Consider the following 20202-nt stretch of genomic DNA (forward strand, 5'->3'; position numbering starts at 1 on the left):
ATCAACAAACTTCTACTACTTCTTAACATTAACAAAATTAACCTCTCATATTCGTAGAGTAAAAAATGAAAAAAACTCAATCAGATGTAATTATTATAGCAGCTGGAGCCGCAGGGTTAGCGGCCGCAGTTAGTGCTGCACAGAGTGGTCTATCGGTTACTGTTTTTGAAAAGAATGACGTGACAGGCGGCACGGCAAACCGAGGAATGGGGCCATTGGGTATAGAAAGTCGCCACACCCGTGCGAGGCTCTTACAACCTACCAAAGATGAAGCTTTCAAAGTATTCATGGATTACACACACTGGCGAGTAGATGCTAAATTGGTACGAGCTTTTTTGAATAAATCAGGTGATACTATCCATTGGCTTGAGTCTTTGGGAGTTGAATTTGTAGAACCTGCCACTTATTTCACAGGCTCATATCAAACATGGCATTTGGTTAAACCCGAAACAGGCCAACCTGGCCCTGGAGGAGCAGCAACTATGATGAAAATATTGACTCAAAAAGCCATTGAATTAGGAGTAGATATCATACTCGAAAGTACTGTCAATCAAATCATTAAAGAAAATAATATTGTTGTAGGAGTAAAGGTAACCGATAAAGTAGGCAACAAAATTGAAGCAAGAGCCAAAGCGGTAATTGTAGCAACTGGTGGCTTTGGCAATAGCCCAGAAATGATAAGAGAACACACAGGCTTTGAAATGGATAAAGACATTTACCCTTTCAGAATATCAGGAGTGACAGGTGATGGAATTCGTATGGCTTGGGAAGTTGGTGCTCAAAAAACCGAAATGTCAATGGAATTAGTTTATGGAATGCCAGACCCTATGAATGTACCGCCTCAGTTGCACGAAGCCTGTCGTCAACCCCATTTATTCGTTAATTATTTAGGCGAAAGATTTATGAATGAAGCCATCATGGCAAATGTTACATTTACGGGCAATGCCCTTTCTCTTCAAAAAGATAAAACAGGATTTTTGATTTTTGATGAAAATATTCTTCAAATCATGGCGAATGATTTTGATACACGAAATCGAGTTTTTCCGAAAACTAATTTTGAAAATGCCCAAACCATTATCGACGCATATTTAGCATCTGGAAAAGGCAATTTTTATGTGGCTGATACCATTGAAGACCTTTGTCAACAAACAGGTCTGGACTTAGACGGATTGACAGAAACAATAAAAAATTATAATGCTTTTTGTCAAAATGGCTATGATGAACAATTTAACAAAGAGAGAAAATATCTACGCCCGCTAACAGGCGGAAAATGGTATGCAGGACGGCATTTCCCGAGTGCTTACGGTAGTGCAGGTGGCATAAAAATTAATGAAAAAACAGAAGTAATTGGTCAAGATTGGAGACCTATCAAAGGGCTTTATGCGGCAGGGACAGACGCTTGTTCCATTTACGGTGACAGTTATCCATTTATTTTCCCTGGAACTTCAATGGGTTTTGCCATTAATACAGGGAGAATTGCAGCTGAAAATATTGTCAAAACCCCAAATTTGTAGCCTTGTTATAATCTAATCTTACCACAGATATACAAATATTGACTACTAATATACAATTGAAAGTTAGTTCGCATAAATTTCTACAATTTTGTCTTTGAATGAACTAAAAAAAAAAGAAATGAAAGCAATTGTTTTAAAAGAATTTGGCGGAATTGAAAACCTATTATTATCGGAAATACCTAAACCAAGTATTCAACCAAAGGAAGTATTAATTGAAGTAAAAGCTATTAGCATCAATCCTGTGGATGTTCGTACCAGAAGTGGTTCTGCTATGGCTCAACATCTAAAACAATATCTTCCATTGATTTTGGGTTGGGATATTTCAGGAATTGTGAGCGAAGTAGGAACTGAAGTTACAGATTTCAAACTTGGAGATGAAGTATTTGGCTTAGTCAATTTTTTGGGACATGGGAAAGCCTACGCCGAGTATGTGGCTGTACCAGCTAATCAATTGGCCATAAAACCATCAAATATCAACTACGAAGAAGCCGCTGCGGCAACTTTAGCAGCTTTAACGGCATGGCAGTTTTTAAAAGAAAATGCTAAAATAAAACAAGGTGATAGAGTTTTGATTCAAGCTGCTTCTGGTGGAGTCGGTCATTATGCAGTTCAAATGGCCAAATATTTAGGAGCTTATGTTATTGGCGTTTCTTCTTCCAAAAACAGAGCATTTGTATTGGCAATGGGGGCAGATGAACATATTGCTTATGATGAAAGTCCTTTTGAGGATATTAAACAAGATGTCGATATCGTAATAGATGCCTTTGCTCATGACAATTTGTATAAATCTTTAAAAGTCATAAAAAAAGGGGGGAAAATCATCAGTCTATTACCCATGATTAGTGAGGATTTCTTACAAAAAGCAAAAGATAAAGAAGTTGAAGTCCTTTATTCGCTCGTAACATCAAGTGGAATAAACATGAAAGAAATTGCGGAACTTTTAGCAAAAGGCTTATTAATATCTAAAGTTTCTAAAACCTACCCTTTTGACCAAATGGGTATAGCACATTTAGAAATGGAAACGGGAAAAACGATAGGAAAAATTGTAGTGAAGATATAAATAATTGCTTCGAAATAACACAAATGTGCTTATTCTGTATTTTAGAAAACCTCCTGATAATTTTTAAACTTTCGGGAGGTTTAATTAAGCTTAGCCAACTCTTGAAGAGTTGGCTAAGCTACCAGAAAGCATTTTCCATTCCCTTACCAATTATACCAAAATCATGCATTCTAATCTCAAAAATCAATGATAAAAAAACTAATCCTGCCAATTTTAGGCATTTCAATGCTCTTTTCGGCTTGTAAAAGCACTTCAACCGAAAATATAAAAGAGCCTTTTCTTTGGGGCGTAGCTACTGCCGCCTACCAAGTTGAAGGTGCATATCAAACCGATGGAAAAGGAGAATCTAAATGGGATTTTTTGACCAATAAAGTTGGAATTACCCAATTTATGACTGGCGAGAAACAAACGGGTAATGTTTCTATTAATATGTATGACCGTACTCAATACCTAAAAGACATACAATTGATGAAAGAATTGGGCGTAAATGCCTACCGTTTTTCGTTGGATTGGAGCAGAATTATTCCAGACGGAACGGGCAAACCGAATGAAGTTGCCCTAAAACATTACGATGTATTAATTGATGATTTGTTAGCCGCAGGAATTGAACCCTTAGTTACCATTTATCACTTCGATTATCCTGCGGTGCTTTTGCAAAAAGGTGGTTGGGGAAATCCAGCAATGGGAAATTGGTATTATAATTATGCCAAATTGGTGATTGATCGTTATGGTAAAAAAGTGAAAAAGTTTATCACTTTTAATGAGCCTTACATTGAGTTTTTTTTGGTAGAAAACATGATTACCTCAGACCCTAAAAAACCAATGAGCAAAGAGTTTTATCTAAGCCAAATGCAAAAAGCTCACAGTCAATTAATGGCAAACGCAAAGGTGATAAAATATCATCATGACTTAAAATTAAATGGTCAAATTGGGATTGTCCTCAACGTAAATCCTGCTGCTCCGTGGGATGCTAAAAATTCGGCAGACATTAAAGCGGCTGAGTTTCAAGATGTTCTCATCAATGGTTTATTTTTAGACCCACTTTACAAGGGGAAATATCCTAAAATGGCATTGGATTCTTTGGCAAAATACAATCCTACCTTCAAACCAAGTAAAGAAGATATGGAATTTATTGGCTCTCAAAAACCTGATTTCTTGGGAATTAACTTTTATGCTCCTGCCGTTGTAAAAGGCGAAGATTCAGCCATGTCTTTAAAATGGCTTGACAATAATCCTGATGCAGATTCTGTAAAATCAAGCGTTGGACCAGTCATGCCAGAATACCTTTATAAGATGCTCATGCGTTTGAAAAATGACTACGGAAATCCAACGGTAATCATCACCGAAAATGGAGCAAGTTTCAAAGGTGAAGACGTAAAAGTGAATAATAAAATCAACGACCCTTTGAGAACAGATTACATCAAACGCCATATTGATTGGGCTTTGAAAGCTAAAGAAGAAGGAGCAAATTTGCACGGATATGTTGTGTGGAGTGGCTGGGATAATTTTGAATGGGTTTCGGGTTACACCAAGCGATTGGGCTTAATTTACGTAGATTTCAAAACCCAAGAACGCACGCCTAAACAAAGTTTTTACGACTATCAAAAAATCATAAAAAAGCATAAAGATTTGTAAAATTAATGTAGCACGGGAATCCTTCCCGTGAACCTATTATCCGATTCACGGGAAAGATTCCCGTGCTACATTATTCCGTGCTACATTAGTACATAATTCTTTCATTAAATTGTATATCACATTTTTAAGTTTTACCTTTTCGGGAATAAAGGTTTGTTAATTCTTGAAGAATTTATCTCCGATAACCGAAAACATAATAAACAAAATGATACGACATTCAGTAATTTTAAAACTCAAAAACACCATTAGTCTCGAAGAGAAACAAGCATTTTTTGATGCCGTCGATACACTTGCGAAAATCCCAGACGTTCAAAAATTTGAAGTTTTGAAACAAACCAGTCAAAAAAACAAATTTGAATACGGTATTTCTATGGAATTTGACACTCAAGAACAGTATGATATTTACTCAAATCACCCAAATCACATTCATTTCATCCAAAATTTTTGGATAAATAACGTAGAAGATTTTTTGGAAATAGATTATGAAAATATTGGGTAATCACTAATTTTGAATGAAAACTAAACCCAAAAAATAGTATTTTACAAAGACAAGATTGTACAGGACGGTCTTTATATTAACATTTTGCAATTTTATCTGAGAAACCTCATAGGCTTTAAAATCTATGAGGTTTTCTTTATTAATTTGCCCAATAATATACTCAACCATTTTTCCCCTAATCTAATGTTCAAAAGAAATTTCCTTTCTTTGCTCTTCTTCATTTCCTTCGTCGGAAATATTTTCGCCAATGTTTCTATTGAAAATTTAAAGGTTGATTCACAAGAAAAACCTTTGGGAATTGACATCACAAATCCGCATTTTTCTTGGCAAATGAAGGCTTTAGACAATAAAAAAGGCTATTTTCAGAAAGCCTACCAGATTGTCGTTTCTGATGCTAAAAATCAAATTGTTTGGGATTCTAAAAAGGTTAATTCAGATATTTCTCACGGAATTGAATATCTTGGAAATGCCCTAAAAGCCACCACTCGATACACTTGGAAAGTGACCGTTTGGGATAATTCAAACAAAATAACTACCAGCAGTTCTTGGTTTGAAACAGGCTTGATGAATCCTTCTATCTCGGCTTGGTCGGGTGCCACTTGGATTGGTGGTGGCGACGAAGATTTGGTACTTTATTCGCATTATTTATCGGTTTATAAATTTCAATACGGTATTCAATTGGATAAAACCACAAATTCGACCAAAGCCGCTTTCCTTTTTGGTGGAAATGATGCTCGTCTGATGGATAAATCCTTGAATTTAATGGGCGTAAAAAACACTCAAAATCAAAGTTATATTGCATTTGAATTAGACATTTCCAACGTTTCAGAATCGGCAGAAGGTTTAGCCAAATTGAATATTTACCGAGTTGGTTACGATAAAAATGATACAAAAGAGCAACCCATTAAAACGTTAGATATTCCGCAAACATTTATCAATCAGTCGAATAAATACGAAAAACATCAAATTTTAGCAGAATGTAATTTTGGCTTATTTGAAATTTTTGTTGATGGAAATAAACTAAAAGATAAAGTAGAAGGCAATCCTTCACCATTTGCTCCAAAAGGTTTTAACCTCAATCCAGTGGGTAGTGGAAACAATTTTATCAGCTTCCCGATGTTGGCAGATATTGGTTTTCAAACCAATGCAAATCAAGTTGCCTATTTTTCAGATGTACAAATCAGAAACTTCCGTTCACCGTCTAATATTTTATTTACGGAGAAACTTTCTGGAAAATATGATGGCATTTTTAAAAGCAATTTAACCGTAGAAAATAACAATTACAAAGTAAATGGCGGAGCGTTAATTTTGGCAAATCCAAGTAAAAATGCTGCTCCAATGCTTCGTAGCACCTTTTCTACGCAAAATAAAAGTATTAAAAACGCTCGTTTGTACGTAACCGCAAGAGGAATTTATGAAATGTATTTGAATGGAAATCGAGTAAGTAACGACTATTTTAATCCAGGTTTGACACAGTACAATAAAAATCTTATGTATCAAACTTACGATGTTACGGGTGCGTTGAAACCAAATGGAAAAAATGCGATTGGGGCGTGGTTGAGTGAAGGTTGGTGGAGTGGAAACATTACTTACAGCGGTGAAAGTTGGAATTATTTTGGGGATAGACAATCGCTTTTGAGCAAATTAGTCATTACTTATGCTGATGATTCTGAGCAAATAATCACCTCAAATCCAAAGGATTGGCAGTTTTTTAATGATGGACCAGTGCGTTACGGAAGTTATTTTCAAGGAGAAGCTTATGATGCTAACAAAGAGGAAGCGATTAAAGATTGGTCAAAGGCAAATTATGAAGCAAAACGTTGGAAATCAGCCCTTGAAGTACCCTTAGAAGGCACAACTTATCAAGGAACTTCAACAGATTTTATGGGTCGTAAATCAACTTTTGATTATAAAGATTTAAAAATCGTTGGGCAAATGGGCAACAATCCGACCATTGTAAAAACGATGATTGCTCAGAAAGTAGAAGAAGTTCGCCCGAAAGTTTTTGTTTATGACATGGCTCAAAACATGGTTGGATTTCCACAAATTCAGATTAGAAACGGCAAAAAAGGGCAAATTATCACGATGCGTTATGCCGAAGTAAAATATCCAGATTTGAAAGAATACGGCGAAAATGTAGGCATGGTCATGATGGAAAATATCAGAGCAGCTCTTACACAAGACCAATATATTTTGAAAGGTGGCGACGAAATTATTCAGCCAAGATTTACTTTTCATGGTTACCGTTATCTTGAAATTACGGGTATCGACCAAGCCATTCCAATTACCGACGTGAAAGGTTTAGTAATCAGTTCGGTTTTGGATTTATCGTCTAATTATGAAACCTCAAACGACTTGGTGAACAAACTTTGGAAGAATATTACGTGGTCGTTACGCAGTAATTTCTTGTCAATTCCAACAGATACACCTGCCCGCAACGAACGTATGGGTTGGAGTGGTGACATTTCGGTTTTCTCGAAAAGTGCCACTTATTTGACCGATGCCAATTTGTTTTTGAGAAGACACCTTTTGGGCATGAGAGACGTACAAGCAGAAAGCGGAAGATTTACAGACGTTGCTCCAATGGGTGGCGGTTTTGGTGGAACACTTTGGGGAAGTGCGGGAATCGTGGTGGCTTGGGAAACGTACCAACAATACGGCGACGTACAATTATTGAAAGAACATTACGATGCCATGAAACGCTACATTGCCTTTTTAGAAACCAAAGTTGAGAAAACAACAGGTATTTTGAACGAAGGGCCTTTGGGAGACTGGTTAAGCCCAGAAGGCAATAAAAATGACAACACGGAGTTTTGGATGAGTTATTTTGCTTATGATTTAGACGTAATGAGCAAAGTAGCGAATATTCTGAATAAGTCTGAAGATGCTAAATTATTTGCCACTCGTCGTGATGAAATCAAAAAGACTTTTAATGAAATTTATGTTGATAAAACAACTCATAAAACGGTAAAATCAGGCGTAAAAACGGGTTTTATGGGAGCTCCAAACGAAACAGAATCAAAGCAAAAAACGGATAAAGGACAATTAATTGACACGCAAGCATCTTACGCAATTCCTTTAGATTTAGGTTTATTTAACGATGAAAATAAACCATTTGCTATTAAATATTTGAACGAAGCTATTCAACGTAAAAACAAAGACGACTCAGGCGTAGAACGTCCAGAATATTCATTAATGACAGGTTTTATCGGAACGGCTTCTATCTCGGAAGCCCTTTCAGAAAATGGAAATAGTGCCATAGCGTACCGACTTTTACAGCAAAAAACGTATCCTTCTTGGTTGTATTCGGTGGTAAATGGAGCGACTTCTATTTGGGAAAGACTTAATTCTTATACCGTAGAAAATGGTTTTGGAGGCAATAATTCGATGAATTCATTTAATCATTATTCTTTCGGGGCGGTTTCGGCATGGATGTATAATTATTCGTTGGGAATTCAGAGAAGTCCAGAAAAAGCGGCTTTCAAGAAAATCATCTTAAAACCAACGCCTGACCCTGACAAAGTAATGACTTTTGCGAAAGGTTATTACGATTCTGTTTACGGAAAAATCAATAGCGAATGGCGTTACGAAGGCAAGAAATTAATTTACAAAACAACTGTTCCTGCTAATACTTCTGCCATACTTTATTTACCTACAAAAACGGTTAATCAAGTAAAAGAAGGTGGCAAAACATTGCGTCAAGGCAATGGAATTAGTAATATTTCTATTGAAAATGACAGAGTTAAATTGACGTTGGCTTCGGGAGATTATGTTTTTGAAATTCAGGAGTAATACGGATTTCGCTTATACCTTTTGTGGCTTAAAAGAGCCGTAGGCTCGACCGATTTTGTAGCGGTGGGTTTTAACCCACCGAAAAAAAACATATAAATATATCCAATTTATGGCGGATTAAAATCCGCCCCTACAAAATCGGTCGAGCCTATGGCTCTAAAATTTGTGTCATAAACTGTAAGCCTCAAAACTACCACTTCGGTATGTTACAAAATTAATGGTCAAAAGATTTAACCTTTTGACCATTAATTTTTTTTAGGATAATAAAGGACTAATTTTTCTTCAAACTTCGTTAATTTACAAGACTGAAAAATCCATTTATCATCTCAAAAAATGAAATCTAAAATCATCCTGTTAATCCTGTGCTTATCTTTTTTAGGTATATTCTCCGCTTGGAAAACGATAAACAAAACCCTAAGCGAAGACGTAGATTGGGCTGAATATTTAGGCGGTGCCGACCGAAACCATTATTCTACTTTAACCCAAATCAACAAAGAAAATGTTTCTAAACTCCAAATTGCTTGGGCATATTCCACACCAGATTCTGGGCAAATGCAAGTTAATCCATTGATTATCAAAGGTGTTCTTTATGGCGTAACATCGTCCGTACAAGCATTTGCTTTAGATGCCACAACAGGTAAAGAAATCTGGCGTTTCGGCGACCCTCTCAAAAACTGGGCAAGTACCAGTCGAGGCGTAACTTTTTGGAAGGGAAAAGTAAACGGAGTAGAATCTGAAAGAATACTATATACTGTTGGACCAAATCTCTGGGCTTTAGATGCTAAAACAGGAAAACCAATTGAGTCATTTGGTGATAAAGGCAAAATGGATTTACACACAGGTTTGCCAGCCATTGCCAAAGATAAATTTATCATTTCCAATACCCCAGGAACGCTTTTTGAAGATTTTATCATCATGCCTGTTCGTCTTTCGGAAGGTGCGGACGCTGCTCCTGGAGATATTCGTGCGTTTGACGTGAAAACAGGAAAATTAGCGTGGACTTTCCACACTATTCCCTACCCTAACGAATTTGGCTACGAAACCTTCCCGAAAAATGCTTACAAAAACATCAATACAGGTGCTGCCAATAACTGGGCGGGCATGGCTATTGACCGTAAAAGAGGTATTATTTACGTCCCAACGGGTTCAGCGGGTTATGATTTTTATGGTTCAAATCGGAAAGGGAAAAATCTGTTTGCGAACTGTCTTTTGGCTTTAGATGCACGCACAGGTAAGCGACTTTGGCATTTTCAGACTACGCACCATGATATGTGGGACAAAGATTTACCTGCTCCACCCAACTTAATCACGATAAAGCAAAACGGCAAATCTATTGATGCCGTGGCACAAGTAACCAAACAAGGCTTAGTTTTTGTCTTTAACCGTGTGACGGGAAAACCGCTTTTTCCCATCAAAGAAACACCCGTTCCAACCAATGCGTTGGCAGGTGAACACCCTTGGTTAACTCAGCCAATGCCCACCAAACCAGCACCATTCGCTCGTCAGTCTTATACTTTGAACGAAACACAAATTAGTCCTTACGCTGAAAATAGAGCAGAATTAATCAAGAATTTAAAGACTTACAAAACCAAATTATACGCCCCTCCAAGCAAAGAAGGAACGGTAATTTTCCCAGGTTTTGATGGTGGAGCAGAATGGGGCGGTGCGGCGGCTGACCCACAAGATGGTATTTTGTACGTCAATAGCAATGAAATGGCATGGATTCAAAAAATGGTTGAAAACCCCAAACAATCGACTTTGGATAACATGACAGCAGGCGAAAAAGTGTATTCAAATAATTGCATAGTTTGTCACGGAACGGATAGAAAAGGTAACTCAAAAAGTGGTTATCCTTCTTTAATTGACATTGGAACGAAAAAAGACAAGGCTTACGTTACCCAAATTATTTCAGGAGGAAAAGGTATGATGCCAGGTTTTGGAGGTATTTCAAAAGCAGAAAAACAGGCTCTTGTTTCATTTTTATTCAATGAAGAAAAGAAAGAAGTTGCTTCTACCAATAAAGAAAAACCTGCTCCATATTTACCATACAGAATGGACGGATACAATAAATTTTTGGATAGTAAAGGCTTACCTGCTATTGCTCCACCTTGGGGAACATTGAACGCAATCAACTTAAATACAGGCGAATATCTTTGGAAAATCCCATTTGGTTATGAAGAAGGTTTGAAAGCAAAAGGAATTTCAAACACAGGTATTGAAAACTATGGAGGACCAGTTGTTACCGCCAGTGGTTTGCTATTTATTGCCGCTACGAAAGACGGAATGTTCAGAGCTTTTGACAAGAAAAACGGTCAATTATTGTGGGAAACTAAATTGCCAGCCGCAGGTTTTGCCACGCCTTCCACTTATCAAGTCAATGGAAAACAGTATGTTGTGATTGCTTGCGGAGGAACGAAATTAGGAACACCAAAAGGAAATCAATACGTTGCCTTTGCCTTACCTTAATGTAGCACAGGAATCCTTCCTGTGTTTGTATAAAATTCAAGTAATTATACGGGAAAGATTCCTGTGTTTGTATAAAATTCAAATAATCACACAGGAAAAATTCCTGTGCTACTAAAACAAATCCATGACAAAATATTTTTTCATTTTAGCATTTACAATTTCAATCTTTTCAGCGAAAAGTCAAATTATCAACGACTCTATTTTGATTGAAGGACATTACCGAACTTTCCATTTTTTGAAACCTGCCAAAGCCAATGCGTCAGTAATTTTTGTCTTGCATGGTTCAGGCGGAAACGGTTTACAAAATAGAAATGGAGCAAAAAAATTAGAAGCCATCGCTCCTACCGAAAACATTTTATTGGTCTATCCAGACGGCTATAAAAAATTCTGGAATGAATGTAGAAAAACGGCTAACTCTGCCGCCAATTTAGAAAATATCAACGAAAATGCTTTCTTTGGCTCAATGCTCGGCTATTTTAAGGAACATTATCAAATTGACGATAAAAAAGTATTTGCCGTTGGGACTTCGGGCGGTGGACACATGGCTTACAAATTGGGCTTGACCATGCCTGAAAAGTTCAGAGCCATTACCGCAATTATTGCTAATTTACCCGATACCAATAACTTAGATTGTGTAGAAAAACACGTTTCGATTCCAGTCATGATTATTAATGGAACTATCGATAAAGTAAATCCTTACGAAGGTGGCGAAGTCATTATTCAAAATAATCTTAGCTTAGGTTTTGTCCGTTCTACCAATCGCACTTTTGAATATTGGTCTTCTTTAGCGGGTTATAAAGGCAACCCAAAAATGGAAAATATGCTCGATAATGACCCAAATGACGGCAAAACGATTGAACGTTATACTTTCAAAGAGCAAAATAAACCAGAAGTTACTTTGCTGAAAGTGATTGGCGGAAAACACGATTATCCCAATGACATTGATGTTTATTTAGAAGCATGGGAATTTTTCAAACGACAGATGAAATAATCTTAACGCTGTCAGGGTTTGAACCCTGACAGCGTTGATTAAATGAGATTACCAAATTGAAAAAATTGGCTAATTTTGAAAACAAATCGGAATTATCTACTATTTGTCGCAAGACAAAATTAGACCACGGATAGAACAGATAAAACAGATTTACACTGATTTTTCTTTAAATTTATCCGTGTAAATCCGTTAAATCAGTACAATCTGTGGGCTAATTTTATTCTGCGACAAATTGTAGATAGTTCCGAAACAAATTAATCTTAACTTCTTAACGCAGGCAGGGTTCAAACCCTGCCTACGTTGTAACTTTCCCCTCTTTCTGAATACAAAAAACTCTCCTATTTAACATTTCACTTCAAAATGTATTGATAAAGAATACCATCGGCAGGGTTTTGAGTAACAGACTTTCTTTCGAAATCTTACCTTTGTATTATATTTTAACAGAATAGTGAAAATGTTAATAAAATCTAATACACAAAATCCGCTGAAAAATTGGCAGGTAAATCGGGAAGAAATTCAATTTATTGGTAAAGATTTACAACGTCCCGAATGTATTTTGACTGAACCAAACGGCACCGTTTGGACGGCTGATGCACGGGGTGGCGTGGTAAAGTTGAATCATGATGGTTTACAGGAAATTATCACGTCATATACTGAAACAGATTTAGATAATTTCTCAAAATTATCTAATCTCGAAAACCGTTATGTACTCGCTCAAGGTTCATTGCCCAATGGCGTGTGTTTTGATAAAAACGGCAATTTCATCATCGCTAATTGGGGAACAGACCACCTCGAAACGATGACTCGTGATGGTAAAATGACTACTATTCTGACGGAAATTGATGGAAAACCTTTGGGCAAAACTAACTTTCCTTTGCGAGATTCAAAAGGTAGAATTTGGTTTACTGTTACCACAAAAACCAATCCTTGGACAGAACAATTGAACACCAGAGCCACCGACGGCTACATTGCCTTGATGGACGAAAATGGCGTTAGAATTGTAGCAGAAGGCTTTTGTGGCACAAACGAAATCCGTTTTGATGATAAGGAAGAATGGCTTTACGTGGTGGAAAGTACGGCTCACAAAATTTCGAGATTGCGAGTAAAACCCAATGGCGATTTGTACAACCGTGAAGTTTATGCCAATGTAAGCGGTTTTCCAGACGGTTTTGCCTTTGATACTTTTGGAAATTTATGGGTAACACTCATTTTTACCGACCAATTAGTTGCCATCACGCCCGAAGGCGAAGAATTAATGCTCTTGGACGATAGCAACCCCGAAACCAGAAAAATACTTTTTGAACATTACGAAAACCGAACCTTAACAGGCGAAATTTTAGGTTCAGTTCAAGGTACTTTATGCCCTTGGATGGCAAGTTTGAGTTTTGGTGGAAACGATATGAAAACGGTGTATTTAGGAAGTTTACGAGGCACAAGCGTTCCATTTTTCCAAAGTCCTGTGGCAGGGCAAAAAATGATTCATTGGCGATGACAGATTTATTTGATTTATCAGGAAAAGTAGCCCTCATCACGGGTTCAAGCTCGGGTATGGGCAAGGCAATTGCTCATTTGTTGGGTTTGCACGGGGCTAAAATCGTTATTTCCAGCAATGATAAAACGGCTTGCGAAAACGTTTTAGCTGAATTTCAAGCTGAAAATATCAATGCTATGGCAATTCCTTGTGATGTTTCGGAAAAAGAACAAATTGATTTTTTGGTCAATGAAACCGAAAAGACATTTGGCAATATTGATATTTTGGTGAATTGCGTAGGCATAGCAATGGCAGGTTCTTTCTTGGATATTGATGCAGAAAGTTTTGAAAAAACGATGCAAATCAACGTACAAAGTGCCATTTATTTAACCAAGAAAGTCATTCCCAAAATGCAAGCACAAAAAGATGGTGTAATCATTTATTTATCAAGTTTATCGAGTGTTAGAGGAAATAAATTTTTAGGATTATACGGTATTTCAAAAGCAGGATTGGCACAATTAGCCCGAAATCTTGCCGTAGAATTTGGACCCGATAATATTCGAGCAAACGCCATTTCTCCAGGAGTAATTGATACAGAATTTGCCAAACCCATGACGACCAATCCAGAAGTAATGGCAAAAAGAGTAGCATTAACACCACTCCGCAGAATTGGCAAAGTGGAAGAAGTAGCAGGCGTAGCACTTTTATTAGCCTCAAAAGCAGGCGGATTTATAACAGGACAAAACATCATTATTGACGGTGGAACAACCATTAGCGACGGAAATTAATATGAAACGCCCATCAAAAAACTTTGAGACCAAAGCAATGAATAGGCGTTCCATCTGATACCATTGAAAATAATTACATACTATAATCAGATGAAAAGATTTGAAAATAAAGTTTGCTTAGTAACAGGAGCGGCTTCAGGAATTGGACGTGCTACGGCTCTATCATTCGGAGCAGAAGGCGGTAAAGTTGTAGTAGCAGATATTAACGAAACTACTGGAAATGAAGTCGTTAGTGAAATAAAATCCACAGGTGGTGACGCTATTTTTGTCAAATGTAATATTGGCGAAAGACAAGATATTGTTAATCTTATTGCCACAACGGTTGATACTTTTGGTCGCCTTGACTGTGCCGTCAATTGTGCAGGAATTGCAGGAAAAGTCTCTAAACCCGTTCATGAATATCCAGAAGAAGATTGGTTATTACAAATTCAGATTAACCTCATCGGCACATGGTATTGCGTAAAATTCCAATTGGAACAAATGCTCAAACAAGGTGGCGGAACGATTGTTTGTGTTTCTTCGGCAGCGGGTCTTGTCGGACAACCCGAAAATTCTCCTTATGCGGCTTCAAAACATGGCGTTAATGGTTTGGTAAAATCGGCAGCGATTGAATATGCCACTAAAAATATTCGTGTAAATGCTATCTGTCCGACGGCAATCGAAACGCCTATGATTATGCAAGGACGAAGAAAATTAGCCGAAAATCCAGAAGCATTACAACAGGCTATTAACTTCCAAAGAATGAAACGTATGGGACAACCGCAAGAAGTAGCGGATGTTGCTTTGTGGCTTTCAAGCGAACAATCAAGTTTTATGACGGGACATACGATGGCGGTTGACGGCGGTGCTTTTGCGTAAGTAGGGGTTGGGATTTAGGTATTAGGATTTTATATTACTTAAAATTAAGAGGTTATTAAAGTTTTAACCGTATAATTATTCCTAAAAAGTGGTACAGGTTTATAGAAGCAATATTTAAAAACGGAGTTATCCAATATCCGTCGCACAACCGCCGACAGGGCAAAAAAGCCGCTGTCAGGGTTTCGGATTCAACCCTGACAGCGGCTTTTCGCCCTGTCGGCGGTTATTTTCTTGATTGCGAAAAAAGTAGATAGTTCTGTTTTTAAATATACTTTAAACCAGCTAATTACTTTACTCGCTTTTCGCTTACTATAATATCATTTCTAAGGCTTTTTTGAATATTCAAAAAAGCCTTTTTTATTTAATAGAACTCATTTGTATTGATTTTGAATAGTATTAGATTAAAATTGATTCACAATAAACATTATATGAATAGTATTTTTGTACAATAATTAATTGAAATATTTCAAAATAAAATGGCAAAAAACCCTCACTATTTATCTCAAATGGCTCACATTGAGGTATTGACAACAGACCTTCATAAATCGGTAGAGTTTTTCAGAGATGTGGTTGGTATGGACGAAACAGGACGTGAAGAATCATCAGTTTACCTCAGAGCTTGGGGCGATTATTTTCATCATACACTAAAACTTACACAAAGTGAAAAATCTGGGCTTGGTCATATCGGCTGGCGTGCAGATAGTGCTGAAGCTCTCGAAGAATGTGTAGCTCACCTTGAATCATTAGGAGCAGGTTTGGGCTGGACAGATGGCGATTTAGGACATGGAAAGGCTTATCGTTTTCAATCTCCAGACGGACATACACACGAAGTTTTCTGGGATGTAGTTTGGTTACGTGAAACAGGAGAACGTGGTAGTATTTACGCAGACCGCTATGCCAGTAACCGTAAATTAGGAGCAAATCCACGTCGTTTCGACCATGTAACTTATATGGTTTCTAAAGGAAAATATGCTGATGAAAAAGCATTTTGGCAAACATTTGGTTTGAAAAACCCTGACGAAATCCGTATTGCAGATGAAATGCCTCCAGTTGGTGGACTTTGGACAATCGGAAATTTATCGCATGATATTGCCGTATTTACTGACCCAAATATTGAAGAAAATCAAGGCGTATTAAATCACATTTGTTGGAATGTTGATAGCCGTGAAGAAGTTTTGATTGCTTTAGATTATTTCATCGAGAAAGGATACAAAAGTGTCATGGGTTCTCCAACTCGTCATAAAGCTGACGAAGGCTTTTTTATCTACATCATCGACCCAGGCAGTGGTATTTTATTTGAATATTATGCTTGTGCAAGGTTAGTTTTTGCTCCCGACCATCAAGATGTTCACTACTTAAAAGACAATCCAAATGATGCGTGGGGAAGTGTAAACCCATTTGCGGAAATGGCAAAAGGTAAAAAACTTGGACTAACTGACGGGGTGGTTAAACCTGTTGATATTTAAAATAATTATGAGTTATGAATGATGAGTTATGAATTCATTCAGATACATATCGTTCCCATACTCATAATTTATCATTTAGATTTTAAAATAATTATGAGTTATGAATGATGAGTTATGAATTTACTCAGAAACATATTGTTCCCAAACTCATAATTTATCATTAAAAACTCATCATTAAAAATATGTGGCATTATTTTCCAGGGCAGTATATGCCTTCATATCAAGTAAATAGAGCATTGACACAAGCCCATTATGGTGGCGGTGAATTTGCAGAAATATTAGAAGTAGCCAGTGAAATTGACCCAGCAAACCGTGAAAGTTTTAACAAGGCATGGGTAAAAATGGGTGATAAAGTTTATGAATTAGCCGAAAATTACGCAAAGGCTGGTCATCATGTTTCTGCTCGCAGAACCTATCTAAGAGCATTTAACTACTTGCGTACCAGCGAGTTCTTTATGAACTTGCAAGATGAACGCAAAATTCCATATTACTTAAAATGTCGTGATGCGTTCATCAAAGCCATTCAGCTTTTTGATGAAAAACCATTACAATTAGAAATTCCATTTGAAGGCTCATCATTACCTGCTTATTTATTCAAACCAAGCGGTGTTGAGAATCCTCCTGTAATGGTAATGTTTGGTGGATTAGACAGTTTAGCGGAAGAATTATATTTCGGAATTGCTCAACACCTAAACGAACGTGGTATTGCTATGATGGCAGTTGATGGCCCAGGACAAGGTGCTGCTTTAAGACTCAATCACTTGCATACTCGTTACGACTACAATGTTCCAGGAACGGCAGTTTTAGATTACATCATCGAAAATCTTGGCGAACACGTGGATACTTCTCGTGTGGGAATCGGGGCAGTTTCAATGGGTGGATATATGGCGGCTCGTTGTGCGGCATTCGAACCACGTTTCAAAGTTTGTATGATTTTTGGAGCAGTTTGGTCGTATTATGATATTTGGAAAAACCGTCCAGACAATCATCCATTAGCAGAAATTGTACAACATATTGTGGGTGCAGAAAACATGACTGAAGCTCGTGAAAGATTGAAAAACTTTACGTTAGAAGGCGTAGCAGAGAAAATATCAATGCCTACTTATATTCTTCATGGTGAAGATGACCGTCAGAATTTTGTAGAAAATGCTTATCAAGTGAACGATGCTCTTACCTGCGAACACGTTATGGAAATTGTACCAAAAGACGAAAGCGGTTCGGCTCACTGTTCGGTAGATGATTTTACAAAGTCGTTTAATATGTACGATTGGGTAGCTCAAAAAATAAAGGCATAATTTAAGATATCAGGGGTTAGGATTTAGGGTTTAATGATTAGGATTGTAGCAAGTTTCATACTTTTCCTAAACACTAACAACTAAAACCTAACCCCTATTTAACATTATAAAAATGGCAAAGAAAATATTGATTGTAGGAGCTGGTATTGGTGGACAGTCGGCTGCTATTGGTTTAAAAAAAGCGGGTTTTGAGGTAGATATTATAGAGCTTCATAAGGAATTTAATGTTTATGGAGTTGGTATTATACAACAAGCCAACGCACTCAGAGCTTTAGATGCTATCGGTGTGGCGGATGAGGCAATGCGTAGAGGTTCACCTTATGGAAAAGTAAAATTATGCTTACCGCATGGCGTCCAAATTGGTGAAGCAGGTACGCCTCCAATCGGTAGATTTCCAAGTCATAATGGAATCTCTCGTAGAATCTTACACGATGTTTTATTCGAAGAAGCTCAGCGAATTGGCTTAAAATACCGCATGGGCGTATCCGTAGAAAGTATTGATAATCAGCCAGATGTAGCTAATGTAACTTTTACAGATGGTACAACGGGTAGTTACGATGTTGTCATTGCAGCGGATGGGGTAAGTTCAAAAGTAAGAAAACTCATTTTTGGTGATTATAAATTAAACTACGTAGGTTTATCAGTTTGGCGTTATGCTTTCAAGCGTCCAGCCAACTTGGATACTGGGTATATATTTTTTAATAAAAAGCATAAAATTGGGGTAATTCCAATGACTGCCGACTCGTGTTATATCTTCCTAAATTCTGCCGAAGGCGATAATCCAATCATTCCAGAAGACCAATTAGTGGAAAAACTAAAAGGTTATATGTCGGCTTATCCAGTACCGCTCGTTCAAGAATTAATTCCACAAGTAACTGACCCTAAATTGGTCAATTACCGTGCCTTAGAAACGCTAAAAATGCCTGCACCTTGGTATAAAAACAGAGTCGTTATTTTGGGAGATGCAGCTCATACTACCATTCCACAATTGGGTTCGGGAGCTGCTTTAGCGATTGAAGATGCAGTGGTTTTAATAGAGGAATTACAGAAAGAAGGCGAAGTTGAAGAGGTTTTCGAGCGATATATGAAACGTCGTTATGAGCGTTGCATGATGGTGGTAGATGTTTCTGAAACTTTGGGTACTTGGGAATTACTCGAATACAACGACCAACCGCTTCCAGAAGGTGCCAATATGGGTATGCTCATGGGTAAAACAGGTATGGCATTAACACAGGAAATTTAGCTATTGGTTACTTGTTATTAGAAAATTAGTTTTAAAAAAAAGCATTAAAACATTATTAGTACAGCAACCAATAACCAGTTTACCAATTAACCAATCACCAAAATGAAATTAGTTACATTTTTAAATACAAATCAAGAAAGCCGTATTGGTTGGCTTCTTGGCGAAGCTGTGGTTGATATGCAGTTGGCAAGCGAAAAACTGCCAACAGATATGCTCACTTTTATTGACAATCACGAAGAATATTTTTTGATTATCAAGGCTTTGGGCGACGTACAACCACATTATCAACTGTCTGAAGTTAAATTGTTAGCACCACTTCCAAATCCACGTAGTTTTAGAGATTACATCGGTTTTGAAATGCACATGCAAAATGCCTCAAGAAGCTTTGGTCACCAAATTGGGGCAGCTTGGTACGATATGCCAATTTTCTATTTCACCAATCACCAAGCAATTTATGGCCCTGATGATGAAATCAAGCGTCCGACCAAAGAAACCAAAATGGATATTGAGTTAGAATTGGCTTGTATCATTGGGAAAAAAGGAAAAGACATTAAAGCAACAGAAGCCACTCCATATATTTTTGGATATACTGTTTTTAATGATTGGACGGCAAGAGCCATTCAAAAAGTGGAGATGGAAATTCCACTTGGGCCACACAAAGGAAAGGATTTTGCCAACGCTATTGGTCCTTGTATTGTGACGGCTGATGAAATGGAGCAATACAGAATTCCATTGGATGAAAGCGTCTTTCAAGACCCAATCAGAGTTCCTAAAGTAGCAGGTTCTCGTTTTGATATAAAAATGACTTCTCGAATCAACGGTCAGACAATTTGTGAAGGAAATTACAAAACTGCTTACTACAATTTTGAGCAGATGATTGAACGTGCTTCTGAAAACAACGTAAACTTGATGCCTGGAGATATTTTAGGTTCGGGAACAGTAGGTTGGGGAAGTCTAATTGAAAATGCGTTTGGCGTTCACCGTCCACTTGAACCAAACGATGTTGTTGAATTAGAAATTGAAGGTATTGGTATTTTGCGTAATACGGTTGTTTAAAATCAGTTATTAAGTTCGGGTTCTTTTGTGGTTTCCTTTGAAATCATAGAAGAACCTTTTTTTGTGCC

General features: G+C 37.3%; 14 protein-coding genes. All 14 read left to right on the top strand.

The window, feature by feature from the left end; all coding sequences use genetic code 11:
• Positions 1–65 precede the first annotated feature (65 nt).
• The 14 genes from VB796_RS18205 (at position 66) to VB796_RS18270 (ending at position 20134) form a co-directional block, all read left to right on the top strand.
• Positions 66–1514, top strand: coding sequence for an FAD-dependent oxidoreductase (locus VB796_RS18205; protein WP_323348010.1), 1449 nt, complete (start codon positions 66–68; stop codon positions 1512–1514).
• A gap of 118 nt (positions 1515–1632) precedes the next feature.
• Positions 1633–2574 carry an NADP-dependent oxidoreductase gene (locus VB796_RS18210; RefSeq protein ID WP_323348011.1) on the top strand — a complete coding sequence of 314 codons (942 nt, stop codon included), beginning with the start codon at positions 1633–1635 and terminating at the stop codon, positions 2572–2574.
• Positions 2575–2760: 186 nt separating this feature from the next.
• Positions 2761–4209, top strand: a complete 1449-nt coding sequence (locus tag VB796_RS18215) for a glycoside hydrolase family 1 protein (RefSeq protein ID WP_323348012.1) — start codon at positions 2761–2763, stop codon at positions 4207–4209.
• Between the two features lie 205 nt (positions 4210–4414).
• Positions 4415–4708, top strand: coding sequence for a Dabb family protein (locus VB796_RS18220; RefSeq protein WP_323348013.1), 294 nt, complete (start codon positions 4415–4417; stop codon positions 4706–4708).
• 183 nt (positions 4709–4891) lie between these two features.
• Entirely contained in the window at positions 4892–8500 is a 3609-nt protein-coding gene (locus VB796_RS18225; RefSeq protein WP_323348014.1) for a family 78 glycoside hydrolase catalytic domain, read from the top strand.
• 333 nt (positions 8501–8833) lie between these two features.
• Positions 8834–10966 carry a PQQ-binding-like beta-propeller repeat protein gene (locus tag VB796_RS18230; protein ID WP_323348015.1) on the top strand — a complete coding sequence of 711 codons (2133 nt, stop codon included), beginning with the start codon at positions 8834–8836 and terminating at the stop codon, positions 10964–10966.
• 124 nt (positions 10967–11090) lie between these two features.
• On the top strand, positions 11091–11957 hold the full coding sequence (locus VB796_RS18235; RefSeq protein ID WP_323348016.1) for a poly(3-hydroxybutyrate) depolymerase: 867 nt from the start codon (positions 11091–11093) through the stop codon (positions 11955–11957).
• Between the two features lie 454 nt (positions 11958–12411).
• On the top strand, positions 12412–13449 hold the full coding sequence (locus VB796_RS18240) for an SMP-30/gluconolactonase/LRE family protein (protein ID WP_323348017.1): 1038 nt from the start codon (positions 12412–12414) through the stop codon (positions 13447–13449).
• A complete protein-coding gene (locus tag VB796_RS18245; RefSeq protein ID WP_323348018.1) occupies positions 13446–14216 on the top strand; it encodes an SDR family oxidoreductase in 771 nt (256 codons plus the stop codon). Before VB796_RS18240 ends, VB796_RS18245 begins: the two co-directional genes overlap by 4 nt.
• A 90-nt stretch (positions 14217–14306) precedes the next feature.
• The gene (locus VB796_RS18250; RefSeq protein WP_323348019.1) at positions 14307–15074 is read left to right on the top strand and encodes an SDR family NAD(P)-dependent oxidoreductase; all 768 of its coding nucleotides are present in this window, start codon (positions 14307–14309) and stop codon (positions 15072–15074) included.
• Between the two features lie 476 nt (positions 15075–15550).
• Entirely contained in the window at positions 15551–16540 is a 990-nt protein-coding gene (locus VB796_RS18255; protein ID WP_323348020.1) for a VOC family protein, read from the top strand.
• A gap of 182 nt (positions 16541–16722) precedes the next feature.
• On the top strand, positions 16723–17835 hold the full coding sequence (locus VB796_RS18260) for an alpha/beta hydrolase family protein (RefSeq protein ID WP_323348021.1): 1113 nt from the start codon (positions 16723–16725) through the stop codon (positions 17833–17835).
• Positions 17836–17947: 112 nt separating this feature from the next.
• Positions 17948–19078 carry an FAD-dependent monooxygenase gene (locus VB796_RS18265; RefSeq protein WP_323348022.1) on the top strand — a complete coding sequence of 377 codons (1131 nt, stop codon included), beginning with the start codon at positions 17948–17950 and terminating at the stop codon, positions 19076–19078.
• Positions 19079–19180: 102 nt separating this feature from the next.
• On the top strand, positions 19181–20134 hold the full coding sequence (locus tag VB796_RS18270) for a fumarylacetoacetate hydrolase family protein (RefSeq protein WP_323348023.1): 954 nt from the start codon (positions 19181–19183) through the stop codon (positions 20132–20134).
• Positions 20135–20202: the final 68 nt, after the last annotated feature.

This window comes from Arcicella sp. LKC2W (genome assembly GCF_034931005.1).
Lineage (GTDB): Bacteria > Bacteroidota > Bacteroidia > Cytophagales > Spirosomataceae > Arcicella.